This window comes from Bordetella tumulicola (assembly GCF_054779135.1).
The window spans coordinates 631,486-648,001 of record NZ_BAAGYU010000006.1; the positions used below are offsets into that span (position 1 = coordinate 631,486).

Genomic DNA, 16,516 nt, shown 5'->3' on the forward strand with positions numbered 1-16,516 from the left:
TGCGGCACGGCGGCCCTGGGCCGCCTCGGGCTTATGCGGCGCAACCGTCCGGCGCAACGATTTTCCCCTGCGCTGGCGCGCATTCCTCGCGGCCAAAAATCGCCGCTTCTCCCGGTCGTCCACTGCGTTTCCGTCCCGACGGGATGCACCGCGCCCGACCTCCGACTATCGGATCACAACAAGGACGCGATAGGCGCGGACTTGCAACCTCAAGGAGTTTCATCATGGCAATGATCGGCACTTTCAACGCGCAAGACAACGGTTATGCGGGCACGGTTCGTACCCTGACGCTGAACGTCAAGGTCAAGATCGTTCCGTCCGAGAAGGAAGGCGACAAGTCCCCGGACTACCGCATCGTGGCGGGCGGCTACGAGATCGGTGCGGCCTGGAAGCAAGTTTCCAAGGCAGACCGTCCCTACCTCTCGGTCACACTCGATGATCCGTCGTTTCCGGCCACGATCTACGCACGGTTGATCGGCAATGAGGACGGCACCTTCGACCTGATCTGGTCCCGGCTGAAGGCCAACAGCTAAACGTTCCGTCACCGCCCGGCTTGCCGGGCGTTTCACGCCGGCCCGGCTTTACGCTGTGGCCGGCTTTTTTTCGGCGTAGCGCCTGAAATACGTAAAACCTGTACATCGTCAATCCGTAGATACGGTTTTGCATGAGTACGGTATGCCAAAAACACGGCATCACGGGTTTGCGGTTCGGCGCATTTATACGAAGCTGCTTTGTAAGATTCACTGATTTTCGCCCTTGTGCAAGACAACGGTCAGTGAGCATCGTCGCCATCATTCATCCTTCGGACTCCTTTTTCGTCGAAATCTAGCGTTGGAGAATTGCTCAGCACAGCGCCAACCAGAACATGTAACATAAGCTCCAAATTTGTGAGTCGATTCAACTGATAAGAAAAACGAGAGACGATGCATACCTGCCCACCACCGGAAGTTGCCCTCAATGGATGGCTGGACGACTATCCCACTGTCGACGGTAACTACGGCCACATTCTCCTTGAGCAAAAAGAGAATCTCGTTCCGGATTTGGCTAACTTGCTCGTCCCGTACTTCGAATCCGCGCACCATGATGCCCGTATGTATTTTTGTGAGCAGATTGGGATCAATCTCCATCCTGATAACGATGTTGCTGGCGATGGTGAAGCGGAAGACGCTGAATCCCTGTATCCACGATGCTTGTCGATCAGCGCGCGACGCGGCCTTTTCGGCGAAGTGATGGCAGGGATGCTCACCGAGCACTACTCCTATGTTGGCGATCACGCATGGGATGTACCAATTTTTCTTTTCCGTTACCACGCCGATGTCGAGAAATATTTGTTCGATCTTTCCCGAGATGGCGAACGAACGAGACAAGTGTTTGGACGCTTTGGATCGGACTTCCTCGGACTGTGCCTGAACGAGGACGGAGATGTCGTTCGATTCATCGCTGGGGAAGCCAAATGGCGCGATCGGTTGAGCCCTGCAACTATCGATACATTGATGCTCGGGAAATGGGTCACGAACAGAGATACCGGGGAACGAACTCGATCAGGGAAGGGCGTCTGGTACGAAGTGAACCGCGACACACCGGTTCCTCATGGCCTGCGGCAACTTCAGCGGTTGCTTCAAGAACGCGATCCTGACGGACATGGTCCTGCAATTCTTTCGCTCGACAAGGCATTGGCACTGCGCAACCCAGAACCGATCCCGCGCACCAATCTCATCCTGATTGCCGGTAACGACGTCCCGAGCCGCGGCGAAAGGCAGGTACTCATCCCATGGGAAGAGGTGCCGGAAGAATATACAGCTCCGCACGATCTACAGGTTGTCGAATTGATCCTCAGCGATGGCGGGGATCTGATCGACCAAATCTACGATGCGCTTTGGCCTCAGGACTAAGTAGCTATGGCCGAGAACGATAGAGACCGTCTCGCGGTTGCGCGAGAAGTACGGCAAGCGCTTGCCGTCGAAAATACCTTGTCGACCGTACAGGCACGCGCATTCGTGCGATGTTTGCAAACGATATGGCAGGTACCCCCTATCCAGTGGAGTGAAGAGGAGTCGCGTGAGCAGTTTGCCGACGCGCGACGTCTACTCCATGCGGCGGAGATATTTCGGCAGATCGAGGGTAAGAATTCACCAGGCGCAATGGACTGCTATCGGCGTGCTGGCGAAATTCTTGAGTGGCTCTCTCGCGCTGAAGACAAACTTCGCCTGATCGCGCCGATCGGACTGTTTGCCGCTGCGGCGCTCCAGCTTGGAGGACTGCCGGCAATGGCCGCTGGCCTGCTGCGGCAAGTCGATCTAGGCAACGCGGGTTCACAGCTCTATGCTAGCTTCTTGCAAGCGGATTTTGACGGTGTGCTGAAGGTCGTGATGGCCTTTTGGCATCAACATGCTGATCTTACCGACCGCGACGCACCGCGCAGACTACTCCTTGACAGGGAACGCGAAGGGCATATCGCCTGGTACTTCACGACCGAACTTGTGCGCAGTCTGGGGTTGATTGCCGAATCCTTGAGGCGAGGAGACACCGGCCGGCTCTCCCGTGCTATCGAGAAGCTCGATGCTCTGGAAAAGATGGCGACGCGGACATTCAGCGAAGACGCTTCACTTCTCATTACGCTCATGCGAGCAGTAGCTGACAACTACCGTGAGGCGAGTATCTATCTTCCTGTGGAACAGCTTGCAGAGACGAATCTTGATCGCAGGCCGCGGTTGCTGCGCTTCGCGCGAGGACAGTTCAGCCGAGGCCGCGGAATTCTTTGGCCATCGCAACGCGACGGATTGGCTAGGCTTCTGCGTGATTCTTCGTTCGCACTTTGCACCCCGACTGGATCGGGTAAAACCTTGGTCGCCAATCTTGCGTTGGTGAAAGAGTTGCTTATTCGTCCGGAAGAGGATGCCGCCAATCCGCTGGCCCTGTATTTGGTTCCTTCCCGCGCACTTGCCGGTGAAGTGGAAGCCAAGTTGCGAAGCGAGCTTGGTGAAGATCTGATCGTCACCGGCTTGTATGGTGGGGCAGACTGGGGTATCACGGATTACTGGCTCAAGAGCGAAAAGCCAACCGTCTTGATCGCCACGGTGGAAAAGGCCGAAGCGCTGATGCGCTATGTGGGGCCACTTCTGCTGGCCCGTCTTCGCCTGCTTGTCGTTGACGAGGCCCATCAGGTCGTACCAGAAGACAACGACAGTACACGTATAGCATTCGCAGAGCACAGCAGTCGCTCTCTTCGTCTCGAAGGATTTGTCTCGCGCCTGCTGTCGCTGTCACCAGATATTGCCCGGATTGCGCTGACCGCGGTGGCAGGTGGCGCCGCAACGCCGGTTGCTCAGTGGATTGAGGGGCGCCGTGACGCCGCGGCCGTCGGAACGCGGTATCAGAGCACGCGCCAGTTAATCGGCGTTCTTGAAACCTCGCCCAATCATGCCAGCCGAATCCTGCTGGAGATCATGAATGGAAGGGCTTTATATGTGCGAGGTCGGGATGCGCCAGTCTACTTACCATTGCGCATACCTGTCATGCCTCAACTTCCTGCGGCAATGCGCAATAGCTTGTATCGCTTCAATGAACTCAGTGTGTTGTGGACGGCCCTGCATCTGATGGACGATGAGCGACGGATACTGATCTCTGTGGCTCAGGAGCCTGAGCAGACAATGCGCTGGTACAAGGAGGCGTTCGAACTGCCGGACTGGGCCGACCTCCCCCGTTTCACCGTCCCAGTCGGCAGGCGGCGCGAACGGTTCGATGAGGCGCGAGCCACAACCGTAGACTACTGTGGGGCGGACTCGTACGAGGTCGCTCTGCTGGACCGGGGTATCGCGACCAGTCACGGTCAAATGCCTCAACGGCTGCGCAGGTTAATGACCGAGTTGATCGGCCAGCGCATCTGCCCAATCACGGTCGCCACAGCGACATTGACGGAAGGTGTCAATCTGCCGTTCGATATGATATTCGTGACTTCCTTGAAACGGCGCTCCTTCGATCCTAGTACGCGGCGGCCGGTCATCACGCCGCTTTCGACGGGGGAGTTTCGGAACCTAGCGGGCCGCGCGGGGCGCCCCGGCGCGAGCAAGGGAATGGAAGGCATGACCTTGATTGCCATTCCTCGAAACGTCTCGACGACGGCAGATGCGACGCGAGCGACCCAACGCACTCAACGTAGCGAGTTGATCGCCGATTACCGTTCGTTGCATGAACGACTCGTGGATAACGCACTGGCCGTTCAGGCTGTTTCCAGTCCGCTGGCCCTACTCCTGAATGCGATTGCCACCCGAGCAGGGGCTATCTTGGGAATAGCCGGCGCTGAGTTTCTAGATTGGCTTGATGCGGTCACGCCAAGCGGGATCAGCCACGATGCCGGTCGGGCCGAGACGACGCCGGAGGCGCGTTTGGCGGATAGCCTCGATGAACTCGATGGAATTTTATTGAGCGCCATCGAGGAACTAAACCAGGCCCAAGCTGAGGAGGTGAATGGCGCACGGGCCGAAGCACATCTTGTCCAGCTATGGCGAAAGACCTTCACGAATGTCGCCGCGGTGCAGGAAGCATGGCTTGAGGCGGCGTTTGTTCGGCGCGGTCGGGCTTTGGTGGATACCGTTTATCCTGATGGCGATGAGAGAAAACGGCTCTACCTCTATGGTTTCACGCCCTATGTCGGCCGCCGCTTCGAGCAAGTGGCGCAGCAAGTGCAAGAGCTGCTCGAACAAGCGAGGAACTATGGCGAAGCTACCGACGCGGATCGATTGACGGTCTTCGAAGAGATCGGTGAATTGATTGCCAATGACCGGGGCTTTGGTTTTCGCATCCGTGCTACGGCGACGGATCAGCGTCTGCTAAACACCTGGACAGGCCTTCTGGCGTGGTGGATGCAGGGGCCGGATGCGCAGTCGCCTCCGCCCAACGAACTGCGCGCATGGCAGCGATTCGTCACGGAGAACCTGGAATTCAGACTGGGTGTGGCGATTGGCGCTGTGGTTGCGAGGGCTTGGACTGCCGGTGCGAACGATCCATTGGCCGTACCGACGCTCGATACGTGGCGTGCCACGACAGGTCTACCATGGTTTGGCTTTTGGGCTCGCGAGTTACTACGGTGGGGAACGTTGGACCCATTCATTGCGTTTGTCCTCGCCCAAGGATTGGCCAAAACACGCGGAGAAGCAGCGCAGCGTCGCATTGACTATGAGGTCTGGCTAGACGAGGGGTACATCAATCTAGAGCCGGATGACATGATCGACCCACAGCTATTCCTAGAATGGCAGATCAGCCTAGCGCAGCCCAACGCAGCGCAGCCTGTACAGAATGGCCCAGAGAATGCGGCGTTGACAGGTACCGACGGCCAATTGGAGCGCTACGGCGTCGTGCCAGTTCGGCACGGAGACATGATTCACTGGATCGATGCGGCAGGCTATGAATTGGCGACTTCAGGCAATGAGCAGGGATTGTTCTCGCCAGATGCGCACCGCAATGATTTTGATCTGGGGAGACAGCGACATGGTGCGTTGGTAAGACGTGTGTTCACGGCTTAGAACTAGATTGTTTTTTTGAAGGTGGATTGATGTCAGAGCAGCCACGAAAGACCGAGTCGGCGATTCAGGATGCGGCGAGTCGCTTCCTAGAGGCATTGCAGCTGTATTCGCCTGATCACGCATACAAGTCAATCATTTCGAGCAAGGATTGAGGGTGGACTTCGCCTGCCTTCGCGACGTGCTTGCACCGCTAATCGAAAGTCTCAAGGATGCAGGCACGCACCCTGAGCTTCCGTCCATCTGCGAGGCGTTGGGGTTACCAGCCCCCGATCCCGAAGGCTCGAAACGGGAGCGTATGATCGCGAGCTTCAATGCGCTGCCCGATGCGCAGTTGCCCGACACTGCGCAACGCTTCTTGCTACGGCATCCACCTTCGCCTGCGACGCGAAATGCGATCCAGGACATCCTGTGGGCAGACTCCCCATGTCCAGAAATACCGAAACGGTTCCGACGCGAAGTGGCGCAGACCTTGGACATTGAAGAACTCTTTGTGGATGCACAGCAATTCGACTCGCTGCTAGATCGACTCTGGATTTTGGACACCGATCCGTGGGCCGGTATGGTGGGCAACAGCAGAACGAACCTCCGGCAAGACATCGAACAACACGTGCATCGGAATCGAGGCGATTGGTCTACCGAATTCCTGTTCGACAAGCTGGGCGTCTACACGGCATCAAACGGACGCTTCGTACGCTTTCTCGAAGGCCTTGCATCGTCCGACGTTCGCCCCGATGAGGCGGCGCAGCGCCGCTTCGTGGAAACCGTCAATGTGCCGCTACGTAACTGCGGTGTCGAACTCAGCGAAAGCGATACGGATGGGGGCTATCCCGTCTTCAGCACGGTCGCTACCCACACTGCGCCAGCAGGGCGTCCCAAAAATCTGATTTTTGCCTCATCCATCAAGCCAGACCTTCGATTCCGCGATGCAGTAAACAACGACATCGAGATCGTTACCAACGCGGACAAGGTACTTGTCTATGACCGTCCCATCGGTATGGACGGTCTCTTATGGAGCGATTTGCAATCGTGGTGGGGCGAGACGTCGAAGATATCAGAGGCGGAAGCGGCCAAGAAGAGTCTTTACAGGCGATTGCGAGAGAGCTTGCCACCGAACTCCCCGCCGCAAGCTCTGCTCTTTGATGCGTTCTACGGTGGCTTCGGCAGTGCGGTCCCCGAATTACCAGCGCTTCTGCCCGAGGTGTGGCTGCACTGGGACCCGCGTACGGTCAAAGAGCGGGGTCGAGACGCACTGCTGCGGTTCAGAATGGATTTTCTGTTGCTGCTGCCGCAAGGGGTCCGCATCGTCATCGAAGTGGACGGCAAGCACCACTATGCCGATGAGGCCGGGCGGGCTGACGTTGTCCGCTATGCGCAGATGGCGGCCGCTGACCGTGAATTGAAATTGGCGGGCTATCAGATCTTCCGGTTTGGCGCATACGAGCTGCTGGGCGATTCGGCGAACGCCATAGTCAAGACGTTCTTCGAGACCCTCTTCAAACGGTATGGGGTTCCAGTGAGTTACCGTGCATGACACCAGGTCATGACGCGGCGCACTGGATGATCAATGTCGTCGCCGCGGCGACGGAAGCCGGCGCCACACTGTTTTCTGGCGACAACACGTCAACGTGGTTTCGTCGTAGACACGATCACGCCCGCACCCTATTCAGGAGGCATCAATGAGCACCAAGGATACAACTCTGATTCTGAATGACTACCAGACCTTCCTACATCATGCGACGGCGACCTTGCGGGACAACGTCGCCCATCCCTCGATCAAACCCTATCTCGACCATTTCGCCGAGGTTGATCGACATCTCTTAGTCCTTCGTAACCCACCAACCGGTACCATACCGACGGCGATGGTCCTTGCCCTTAATGCCAAAGCACTGTTGCTGTCTGCATTGCATGCTGCGTTGTCTGGGCAGACCGCGCCGATTCCAGGCTTGCTACGGAGCGCACTGGAGAGCATGTTGTATGCGGTGGTTATCCATCGAACCCCCGCGAAGGCCCTTGTCTGGCAAGCGACTGAGACGGCCCGCAAGGAACGAACGAAGCAGTTTGGCTGGGCGGCGGTCCAAAAGGAAGCGAGGCTGTGCGATAGGTCATTCGCAGAAGTGACGGATGGCATCTACGATACGTTGATCAACATCGGGGCGCATCCGAACTCGCAGGGCGTGCTGCCTAATCTGACTCATTCCCGTAGTCAGGATGGGCGGAGCGTGACATTGGGCTGTCTATATCCCGCGGGATCGAACACCACCAAATTCAGCTTGATCTTGTGTTGCAGCGTCGGCGCGATCGTTCTCGCTTGGTTGGCCCACGCGTTGCCCTCATCGGACCAGACGGGCGCTATCTACGACTCAGGCTACCTCCTCTACGAAGCAGCGATGGCACTCCCTACCCACGGTCAAGAAACATAGGCACAGGCATGGACCTGACTTCGACGGCGGTTCTGGAGATAAAGGGAGGTCGGCCATCACTATGGCCCTTTTTTTCCTGGATTCCATGTCACCGAGATCAATTGCTCCACGAGTTCTGAACCATCAAGGTAAGACTACGGCCTAAAAGCAGCCATTCAATCGCGATCCCTAGCGTCCCGCGAGCACGCGTACGACATGATGCGTTTTTTGTCTCACCTCTTCCCAAATCAGTCTTGGACGCCAGCGGCGTATCGGCTATAGCCTCGAAAGCTTCCTATCCCCGTCGATTCGATTCGAACCGGATGACTTGAACTCCGGCATCGAATACGTCTTAGGTTTGGGCACGTCCTGCGCCTGCCTCTCGGAATCCCCACCACCGCCGGCTTTGCCGCCGGCGCGTGTCATCAAGCCCCACGCGCTGCGCGGGGCTTGGGGGGATTTTGCCGTTCATACGAGAGGAGACAACACCAATATGGATGCACCCGATGACCATGCTGCAGACCGCTGTGCGCCGTGGCAAGCCACGGCCGCGTACCTGTATGTTCTGCTGCTGGACGATCCCGCCCTGGCGTGGGAATACCTGCGCCGCGATCCTGGATACTGTGCTTGTTGGCGTGCTCTGGGGCGCCAGGCCGAGCCTGCCGCCGCGCATCAATGGGGGCTAGAGCAACTCGAAAACCCCAACCTGGATGCGCGCTGCGCGCATCCAGTCTGGAATGACAGCCTGCCCTCCCTGCTGCATATCCGGATGGCCGATAATCAAGCGGGCGGCGCCGGCCTGGACCTCTGGCACATCCCCGGCCGCAAGGACCTCGCGGTAACTCCGCACGGCCTGGCCTTGCAGGCCAGCGACGGCGTGCGCATCCTGCGCGCCCGGCTCGATCCTGGCGTGCTTGATGGCCGGCCCGCCATGTGCATCATCCCGCTCGATGCGCGCCTGCATCCACAGGCCGCCTTGTTGTCCTCCCATGCCGCACATTTCGCTCCGAGGCGGGCCTCGCCCACAGGTCGCCGGCCCAGCGCGGCCGCCAGCCACGGCGGCGTCTTTCGCTACACCCAGGCTGCACAGCAGCATCTACGTGCCTTACAGGCGCTCGATGGCCGGCTCGCGGGTGCATCGCAACGCGCGATAGGTGAAGCGCTGTACGGACGTGAGCAAGTCTGTGGCGGCTGGCACGCCGATAGCGCGTTGCGCGCCCAGGTCCGCTACAACCTCACGCGTGGCCTGGCGCTGATGCGCGGCGGCTACCGTGCTCTGGCCGGGCTGCGCCCCGCCAGCTCCACTGCCGTACCCGCGCCGGGAGAAAATCCTTCCCCCTCCTGAATTTCTCCCTGTGCAGAGCGATGAGCCTTGACGAGACTGTCTCCCGTTGGCGGTGTTTGGACTGCCAACGCTCTTGCCCGATGGAGACAGCCATGACAATCACTCATTCGCCTCGCGCATCCCAGGCGAGCCCGGCTACGCCCGCGCTCGCGGACGCGGCGCCGGCGTTTCTGACCAACGCCGAAGCCGCCGCGCATCTCAAACTCTCGCCCCGCACGCTGGAGAAGAAGCGCGTGCTGGGCGGCGGGCCCCGGTTTCGCAAGCACGGGCGTTGTGTGCGGTACACCCTGGCGGATCTGGATGCCTGGAGCGCCAGCCATACCTTCGACATGACCTCCGATCCGGAATACACGGAGCGCCACGCCGGCCGCTGATGCGGCTAGGCGTGGACGTGGAAGCGACGAGGACCGGCCGGCATGGCACCGCGTAAACGGGATGCAGCGCATGCTGCTGGCGAGCGCGAACAGCTTGCGCTGTTCCGCGCGCTGCCTGGCGACATGCGCCCGCGCGATGCGCAAGACCTGATGGCGTATCCCTTCTTCTCGCTGGGCAAGTCGCGGCGCGTGGCACCCATCGCCTTTGAGGCGGGCGAGGTGCGCATCCTGGTCGAAGGCGTGGCCGAACATGGAATCGCGACGATATGGGATGCGGACATTCTGATCTGGGCCGCGAGCCAGATTGTCGCTGCCCGCGACGTGGGCCTGCCAACCTCGCGGCTCATGTCCGCGACACCGCGCGAGATCCTGACCTACACCGGACGCGGCACATCGCGGCACGACTATCTACGCTTGCGCGCGGCCTTCGACCGGCTGCAATCGACCACCGTGGCCACCAGCTTGCGCCAAGGCGCCAATCGCCGCCTGCATCGATTTTCCTGGATCAATGAGTGGCAAGAAACTTCCCGGCCCGATGGGCGAGCATCCGGCATCGAGTTGATCTTGCCCGATTGGTTCTACCGCGGCGTGTTGGACGACGCCCTAGTGCTCGGCATCGATACCCGCTACTTCCAGCTAACTGGCGGCATCGAACGCTGGCTATACCGCCTGGTGCGTAAGCACGGCGGCAGCCAGCGCATGGGGTGGATGTTCGAGTTGCGCCATCTGCACGCCAAGTCTGGAAGCCTGGCGCGCTACTCCGATTTCGCGTTGGACATTCGGCGTCTCGCACAGCGCCAAACGCTCCCTGGTTACCGCTTGCGCATCGCGCGAGCTGGCGGCGTGGAGAAATTGTTCTTCTATCGGCAACCCGGCGCGCCAGCGCCTTGACGAGGTTCGATATGTGGATAACCTGTGGACAAACCTGTGAATTACCTGTGGATACGCACGTGCTATCGGGCGCATCGGGCACGTGCTATCAGGCGCAGAATGTACGTGCTTTCAGGCGCACGATCCCTTGGAACCCCGCGCCAACATTAACGCTCCGGGGCGCTTCTAACTATCTAACTAAAAGACTAACTAACAATAAAAGCGCGACGGGCGTTGCTCAAAACATGGGCAGTGCGCATACGGAAGGCATAACACCCGGTCGGCAATGCGAGCCCTTGCCGATGCCGGCCGGCGTACTGGCCGCCGATCTTGCCTCGCCGCGTTCTGGGTACGTCATCGCCTTGCTGAACCAGAAAGGCGGTTCAGGCAAGACCACACTCGCCACGCATCTAGCCGGCGAACTGGCGTTCGACGGCGCGCGCGTGGTGTTGATCGACGCCGACCCGCAGGCCTCGGCCTCAGATTGGGCCGAGCGTCGCATCCAGAACGGCCAGAAGCGCCTGTACGGCGTCTTCGGCCTAGCGCGTGAGTCCTTGCATGTCGAGGTGCCTCAGATCGCACGAACGGCCGATTTCGTGGTGATCGATGGGCCGCCGCGCACCGCCGCCATCACTCGCTCGGCCTTGCTGGCGGCCGACCTGGTGCTAATTCCGGTACAACCCTCGGCCTACGACATCTGGGCCAGCGGCGACATGGTGCGGGCGATCGAGGAGGCTCGCTTGTACAAGCCGGCGCTGCGCGCGGCGTTTGTCATCAACCGGCGTGTCGTTGGCACGGTGATCGGCCGCGAAGCACGTAGCGCGCTCGCCGATCAGCCATTGCCGGCGCTGGCCGCCGAGATCGCGCAGCGCATCTCCTTCGCCGACAATGTGGCCGCTGGCCGGCTCGTGCGAGAGCAGGACCCCAACAGCGCCGCTGCCTGCGAAATCGCGCGGCTCGCGGCACATGTACGCGAGGCATTGCAATGAGTCCGGCGCGCGAACGCGCGGCCATCGGTCTGCGCCCGGCATCCACGGCGGCGACCACCTGGGTACGCCGGGGCGAAGGAGATGGACTCACACCGGCATACACCGCGCGGCTGACCATCGACGTAACACCATTGCTGCGCGGGCGCATCAAGGTCATCGCATTCGAGCGTGGTATCACCGTCGCTGCGATGTTGCGCGAGCTGCTTGAGCGCGAGTTTCAGAAGGAGCTGCGATGATGCCGTCCGTCCGCGTACCTACCGTGCCCAACATGCGCGTCGCGCTTGCCACGGTGGGCCAGCGCATCAACATCTGGCTGCGCTTTGGCGCGCCACAGCGGATCTTCCGACTGGACGACTACCGACGCCAGGCCGTGTTTCTACCGGGTGCGGTCTGCTGCCGTGTGTCGTGGGCTGCTAACGACTACGGCACGGTGCACTGGCAAGTCATGGTGCTACAGGCTGGCACACAGCGCGATGGCATCCAACGCATCGCGGGTGTGGCGCCCGGCGCGCGCATCTTGCTGTGCGCCGAAGGCGAGCCTCGTGTCAAAGCCGTGCTCGCTATCGTCGACGCGATCGAGGCGCTAGGCATCTCGCCGCTACACGTCTCGACCGTCTACTGGCAGGTGGTGAACGACCGGCTCGCTGCGCGTCTCGTGCCGCCGGCCTATACGGCCGAGCGTCATGCCGCACATCTTGCGCGTAGCGCGTTAACCAATTAACCCGTCTGGAGCGCACGATGCAGCCACGGAGAAGGCGACGGATGTCGCAGATCGGATTGCTTGTTTGCATGACGGCGGGCCTGGCGGCGCTCTTCGCGCCTGCCATGCTATCCCGACATGGGCGAGCGGCACCGCGTCTGGTGTTCAATGTCAGCGATAGCGCGCCGCGCGGTTTCTACGCCGTCTCCACGCTACCGGTCGCGCGCGGCGATTACGTTGTCGCGCGCTTGCCGGCGGCGATGGCCGCACTCGCCGCCGAACGGCGCTACCTGCCTGCCAACATCCCGCTCTTGAAGCATGTCGCGGCCATGTATGGCGATCACGTTTGCGTGCGCAATGGCATGGTGCGGGTCAACGGGAAAGTCCTGGCTTTGACGTTAACGCACGACAGCCAAGGCCGGCTGCTTACGTCCTGGGTGGGCTGCCGGATACTGACCGAAAGCGAATGGTTCCTGTTGAGCACCGACAATGCGGCGTCGTTCGACAGTCGCTATTTCGGGCCAGTCCCGCGCGCGGCGGCCTACGGCCGGGCCGCGCCCGTCTGGACCTGGACGACGCCATGAGATCGGTACATCCGTCGACACACGGGCTGTCCTCATCCGTGCAGCCGGCTCGCCGAACGGGCTGCGTATCGTTCGACGCCGTGGATGCGCGCAACGTGCGTTCCGACGTGCAGCCGGCTTGCCCGTGGGCGGGTTTTCCCACGTCGCCAAGACCGCCTGGCCTATGCTCATCGCAGCGGTGTGTCGACCCACGCGCCGGCCCCGGTGTCGACCGATCGGTAAGCGAGCCGCCAGGGACTGGGAGCGAGGTTCACGGCAACGTCAAAGGCGGGGGCAAGATAAAAGGGCCAGCACGTGGTTGGCCGCAAAGCCTTGTCTGCACGGGGGGAGAGACGGCACGCAGCGTTGCAGCGTGGGTGCCGTCCTGGGGTGCAATCGCGCATGAATGCAGCGTTTGCCACGTGCCATCCACGCCTGGATACGCCGGGGTCATTTGGAGCAGGCATCATGGCGATCCGCGATGAAGACCGTTTCCAGCCACGTCCCGCTCCACCCAAGGGCGGCGGTAAGGATGGTGGGCAACGCTTTGTCTCGCAGGTGCTGCGCCAGGTGTCGCGCACCGGGCCGGCCCGCGCCGGAACCACGGCGCGGCGTGGCGGCTCGGCTTTTTGGCGCGGCAGGGTAGCGGCCCGTTTTGCCGCGGCTCAGCCTTCGCCGCGCAGCCGGCGGGTGATCATTAAGTCGCGCTTTGTATTGGTCAAGGCCGGCGGCGAAGGCATCGGCCGGCACCTGCGCTACCTCCAGCGCGACGGCGTTACGCGGGAGGGCGAACCTGGCCGCGCCTATGGCGCCGACACCGACGACGCCGATACCCGCGGATTCGAGATCAGAAGCCAGGGTGATCGACACCAGTTCCGCTTCATTGTATCGGCCGAGGACGCGGAGGAGCTGGGCGGACTGCGCGACTTCACCCGCGCGCTGATGCGAAAGATGTCGATCGATCTGGAGACTCGTCTCGATTGGGTGGCAGTCGATCATTGGGATACCGATAATCCCCATACGCACATTGTCCTGCGCGGTCGGGATGACAACGGGAAAGACCTGGTGATAGCTCCCGATTACCTCGGTCACGGCATGCGTGCGCGAGGCTCCGAAATCGTCACGGAATGGCTTGGCCCGCGGACCGAGCGCGAGATCCAGCAAAGCCTGGTCCGCGAGGTGGGGCAGGAGCGGTTCACGACACTTGACCGGACGCTACTGCGGCATGCCGTGGCCGGCATGGTGGACCTTGCCGCGATACGGGTAGATAGCGGCGACCAGTCGATACTGCGTGGCCGCTTGCGGCATCTGTCGGACCTGGGCCTGGCGAATCCGCTTGACCCGACCCGCTGGCAACTGGATGAGCGGATGGAGGAGACGCTGCGCAGCCTGGGCGAACGCGGTGACATCATCCGCACGCTGCACCGGGCAATGCGTGGCGAGGCGCGAGAATGGGTGATCCATGAACCAGGTCGGAACGAGGCGCCTATCGTTGGGCGGGTTGCCGGCAAGGGGCTAGCCGACGAATTGCATGACACAGGCTATCTGGTCATCGACGCGGTGGACGGTCGGGCGCATTACGTGCGTCTGCCATCCATGACGGAACTGGCCGACTATCCTTTGGGCGGCATCGTCGCAGCCCAGTCTGCGCCGGCCAGCGCTGCGGATCGAAACATCGCCGCCGTAGCGCGCGACGGTATCTACCGCACGTCCGACCACCTTACCCAAGTACGCACTCGCGATAGCGACCCCGACCGCGTTGTCAAATCTCATGTACGACGCCTGGAAGCGTTGCGCCGTGCCGGCATGGTGGAGCGCATCGACGATGGGGTCTGGAGAATCCCGCAGGATCTGACGCAGCAAGGTCAGGTCTTTGACATAAAGCGCACGGGCGGTTTGACCATCGAGTTGCGTTGCCACCTGCCGCTAGTGCGACAGGTACAAGCGATGGGTGCAACTTGGCTGGACACGCAACTGATCGCCGGCGGCAAAGAACTGTCCTCGTCGGCCTTTGGCGCCAAGGTGCGCGAAGCGATGTGGCATCGGGCGGATTTTTTGGTGCGGGAAGAATTGGCCGAGCGGCGCGGACAGCGCTTGACGCTGGCGCGCAATCTGCTGCAAACCCTACGTGATCGAGAATTGGCTCAGACAGCCGCAACGATCATGACCGAGACTGGACTCAGCTACAAACCTGTCGGCGAACATGGTCGCGCCCACGGGGTGTACAAGCGATCGTTGCAGCTTGTCAGTGGCCGTTATGCCTTGCTGAACGATGGCCTCGGATTCAGCTTAGTGCCCTGGCGACCGGTAGTCGAACAACGGCTAGGGCAATCAATATCAGCGACCATACAGGCGGGCCGTGTGACGTGGGAGTTTGGACGGAAGTTGGGACCGTCGATTGGTTAAATCGAAATTTCCGCCTTCATCGTGGGTTTGGAAGCACCATGACAGAGTGCTGTCGATACAAAAATTCGAACAAGACACCATTAGCCACGCAGTATTTGGATACGCCATTCCTTGCAGAAATGTAATGTGGCAGTCCGCATCTTGTTGGTTTTCGGCGGCTAGAGTCTGAGGTTTGCACCCCAGAATCTTCGATAAGAGAAGGTTCTACTCTAAGAACTCGCAACGATATTAAGAAGAACAGTGAGAATTCGCTATCTGCGCTATTTCGTGGTGGTGGCTGAGGAACGGAATTTCCATCGCGCAGCGGAGCGACTGCATATGGATCAGTCACCCTTGTCGCGTGCGATTAAGACATTGGAGGATGAGTTAGGCGCACGATTGTTTGAACGTACACAGCGGGGTAGCAGTATTACTCCTGCCGGAGAGGTGTTGCTGGAAGACGCGCGTCGCATCTTGGTGGCTTATGACCTGGCCAGGCAAAATGTGCGAGAAGCCTGCCACAAATTCCAGCATCGCCTACGTGTCGGCCTATCTGGTATGACTGTTGGCCTAGCACATCCCAATCTGACTTCGCTCCTAGCCTATCATCGTCACGCATCGTCAACGATTGATTTGGTCGTCACTGAATGCGACTACGGCGCCATGCTGCGTGAGGTACGCGATGGCCTGTTGGATGTCGGCATTACGCTTGGCGGCGTACATGCTGACGACTTGGTTGTGCATCGTTTGTGGGATGATCCGATCTTGGGGGTGATCGCGGCCAATCATCAATTGGCCGATCGCAAGAGTGTGACGCTCGCCGACATGTTGGCGCACCCATTGGTGATCTGCCAACCTCAAAATGATGCGGCAGTTAGCGAACGTCTACGCGAATTGATCCACCAGAGCGACCCCCCACCAAGGGTGGGCCATTATGCTTCGAGCATCACTGGCATGTTGACGCTTGTAGCCGCCGGGTTCGGGGTTAGTTTTATCGCGCGCGCGCACGCCAATATGTTGAAATGGGAAGATGTTCGTTTCGTACCTTTGATAGACGCCGCTGCCGTGTTTTCAACGTGTGCGATCCGCCGCCCCGGTGGGATGAGCGCGCCCCTGCGGAATCTGCTTGATAGAGCTAAGACCTCATGTGGCGACGCCACTATTGCCACAGCATAGAAGGTGCTTGAATTAGAGTTTGCTCGAATCGTCTCAAGTATTGCAATTTCAGTCTTTGACTTGTTTTACTGCATTGACGATTATCAATACTGATCGTTTCCCTTCTCGCGCCTGATTGCCCCTACGTCCGTCGCGGAAACGTTCTCTCGGCCTGGATACTACGTCCCGCCGCCACCCCAACAAGAAAGTTTGT

General features: G+C 60.1%; 14 protein-coding genes. All 14 read left to right on the top strand.

Annotation, left to right across the window (positions count from 1 at the left end):
• Positions 1–224: 224 nt before the first annotated feature.
• Positions 225–533 carry a DUF736 domain-containing protein gene (locus ACYVDM_RS06920; RefSeq protein WP_415791689.1) on the top strand — a complete coding sequence of 103 codons (309 nt, stop codon included), beginning with the start codon at positions 225–227 and terminating at the stop codon, positions 531–533.
• Positions 534–923: 390 nt separating this feature from the next.
• On the top strand, positions 924–1,892 hold the full coding sequence (locus ACYVDM_RS06925) for a hypothetical protein (protein WP_415791691.1): 969 nt from the start codon (positions 924–926) through the stop codon (positions 1,890–1,892).
• 6 nt (positions 1,893–1,898) lie between these two features.
• A complete protein-coding gene (locus ACYVDM_RS06930) occupies positions 1,899–5,522 on the top strand; it encodes a DEAD/DEAH box helicase (RefSeq protein WP_415791693.1) in 3,624 nt (1,207 codons plus the stop codon).
• Between the two features lie 154 nt (positions 5,523–5,676).
• Positions 5,677–7,053: an AbiJ-related protein gene (locus tag ACYVDM_RS06935; RefSeq protein WP_415791695.1), complete on the top strand. Its 1,377-nt coding sequence runs from the start codon at positions 5,677–5,679 to the stop codon at positions 7,051–7,053.
• Between the two features lie 145 nt (positions 7,054–7,198).
• Positions 7,199–7,942 (top strand): hypothetical protein, encoded by a 744-nt coding sequence (locus ACYVDM_RS06940; protein WP_415791697.1) that lies wholly within the window; start codon positions 7,199–7,201, stop codon positions 7,940–7,942.
• Between the two features lie 472 nt (positions 7,943–8,414).
• Positions 8,415–9,266, top strand: a complete 852-nt coding sequence (locus ACYVDM_RS06945) for a DUF2285 domain-containing protein (RefSeq protein ID WP_415791699.1) — start codon at positions 8,415–8,417, stop codon at positions 9,264–9,266.
• 92 nt (positions 9,267–9,358) lie between these two features.
• Positions 9,359–9,640: a helix-turn-helix transcriptional regulator gene (locus ACYVDM_RS06950; RefSeq protein ID WP_415791701.1), complete on the top strand. Its 282-nt coding sequence runs from the start codon at positions 9,359–9,361 to the stop codon at positions 9,638–9,640.
• Between the two features lie 42 nt (positions 9,641–9,682).
• A complete protein-coding gene (locus tag ACYVDM_RS06955; protein WP_415791703.1) occupies positions 9,683–10,531 on the top strand; it encodes a replication initiator protein A in 849 nt (282 codons plus the stop codon).
• 281 nt (positions 10,532–10,812) lie between these two features.
• A complete protein-coding gene (parA, locus tag ACYVDM_RS06960) occupies positions 10,813–11,499 on the top strand; it encodes a ParA family partition ATPase (RefSeq protein ID WP_415791942.1) in 687 nt (228 codons plus the stop codon).
• Positions 11,496–11,735, top strand: coding sequence for a chromosome partitioning protein ParB (locus tag ACYVDM_RS06965; protein WP_415791706.1), 240 nt, complete (start codon positions 11,496–11,498; stop codon positions 11,733–11,735). The genes parA and ACYVDM_RS06965 overlap by 4 nt, the downstream gene beginning before the upstream one ends.
• Positions 11,732–12,220: a DUF2840 domain-containing protein gene (locus ACYVDM_RS06970; protein WP_415791708.1), complete on the top strand. Its 489-nt coding sequence runs from the start codon at positions 11,732–11,734 to the stop codon at positions 12,218–12,220. Before ACYVDM_RS06965 ends, ACYVDM_RS06970 begins: the two co-directional genes overlap by 4 nt.
• A gap of 41 nt (positions 12,221–12,261) precedes the next feature.
• Complete coding sequence (locus tag ACYVDM_RS06975) at positions 12,262–12,783, top strand: S26 family signal peptidase (RefSeq protein ID WP_415791710.1); 522 nt, start codon at positions 12,262–12,264, stop codon at positions 12,781–12,783.
• 381 nt (positions 12,784–13,164) lie between these two features.
• The gene (locus ACYVDM_RS06980; protein WP_460475328.1) at positions 13,165–15,168 is read left to right on the top strand and encodes a DUF3363 domain-containing protein; all 2,004 of its coding nucleotides are present in this window, start codon (positions 13,165–13,167) and stop codon (positions 15,166–15,168) included.
• Positions 15,169–15,408: 240 nt separating this feature from the next.
• The gene (locus ACYVDM_RS06985; RefSeq protein ID WP_415791712.1) at positions 15,409–16,323 is read left to right on the top strand and encodes a LysR family transcriptional regulator; all 915 of its coding nucleotides are present in this window, start codon (positions 15,409–15,411) and stop codon (positions 16,321–16,323) included.
• Positions 16,324–16,516: the final 193 nt, after the last annotated feature.

Excerpts from the sequence above, each read along its gene's own strand:
- ACYVDM_RS06925 (WP_415791691.1), top strand. The coding sequence starts at position 924 with ATGCATACCTGCCCACCACCGGAAGTTGCCCTCAATGGATGGCTGGAC.
- parA (WP_415791942.1), top strand. The coding sequence starts at position 10,813 with ATGCCGGCCGGCGTACTGGCCGCCGATCTTGCCTCGCCGCGTTCTGGG.
- ACYVDM_RS06980 (WP_460475328.1), top strand. The coding sequence starts at position 13,165 with ATGAATGCAGCGTTTGCCACGTGCCATCCACGCCTGGATACGCCGGGG.
- ACYVDM_RS06970 (WP_415791708.1), top strand. The coding sequence starts at position 11,732 with ATGATGCCGTCCGTCCGCGTACCTACCGTGCCCAACATGCGCGTCGCG.
- ACYVDM_RS06975 (WP_415791710.1), top strand. The coding sequence starts at position 12,262 with ATGTCGCAGATCGGATTGCTTGTTTGCATGACGGCGGGCCTGGCGGCG.
- ACYVDM_RS06940 (WP_415791697.1), top strand. The coding sequence starts at position 7,199 with ATGAGCACCAAGGATACAACTCTGATTCTGAATGACTACCAGACCTTC.
- ACYVDM_RS06930 (WP_415791693.1), top strand. The coding sequence starts at position 1,899 with ATGGCCGAGAACGATAGAGACCGTCTCGCGGTTGCGCGAGAAGTACGG.
- ACYVDM_RS06955 (WP_415791703.1), top strand. The coding sequence starts at position 9,683 with ATGGCACCGCGTAAACGGGATGCAGCGCATGCTGCTGGCGAGCGCGAA.
- ACYVDM_RS06945 (WP_415791699.1), top strand. The coding sequence starts at position 8,415 with ATGGATGCACCCGATGACCATGCTGCAGACCGCTGTGCGCCGTGGCAA.
- ACYVDM_RS06920 (WP_415791689.1), top strand. The coding sequence starts at position 225 with ATGGCAATGATCGGCACTTTCAACGCGCAAGACAACGGTTATGCGGGC.
- ACYVDM_RS06950 (WP_415791701.1), top strand. The coding sequence starts at position 9,359 with ATGACAATCACTCATTCGCCTCGCGCATCCCAGGCGAGCCCGGCTACG.
- ACYVDM_RS06965 (WP_415791706.1), top strand. The coding sequence starts at position 11,496 with ATGAGTCCGGCGCGCGAACGCGCGGCCATCGGTCTGCGCCCGGCATCC.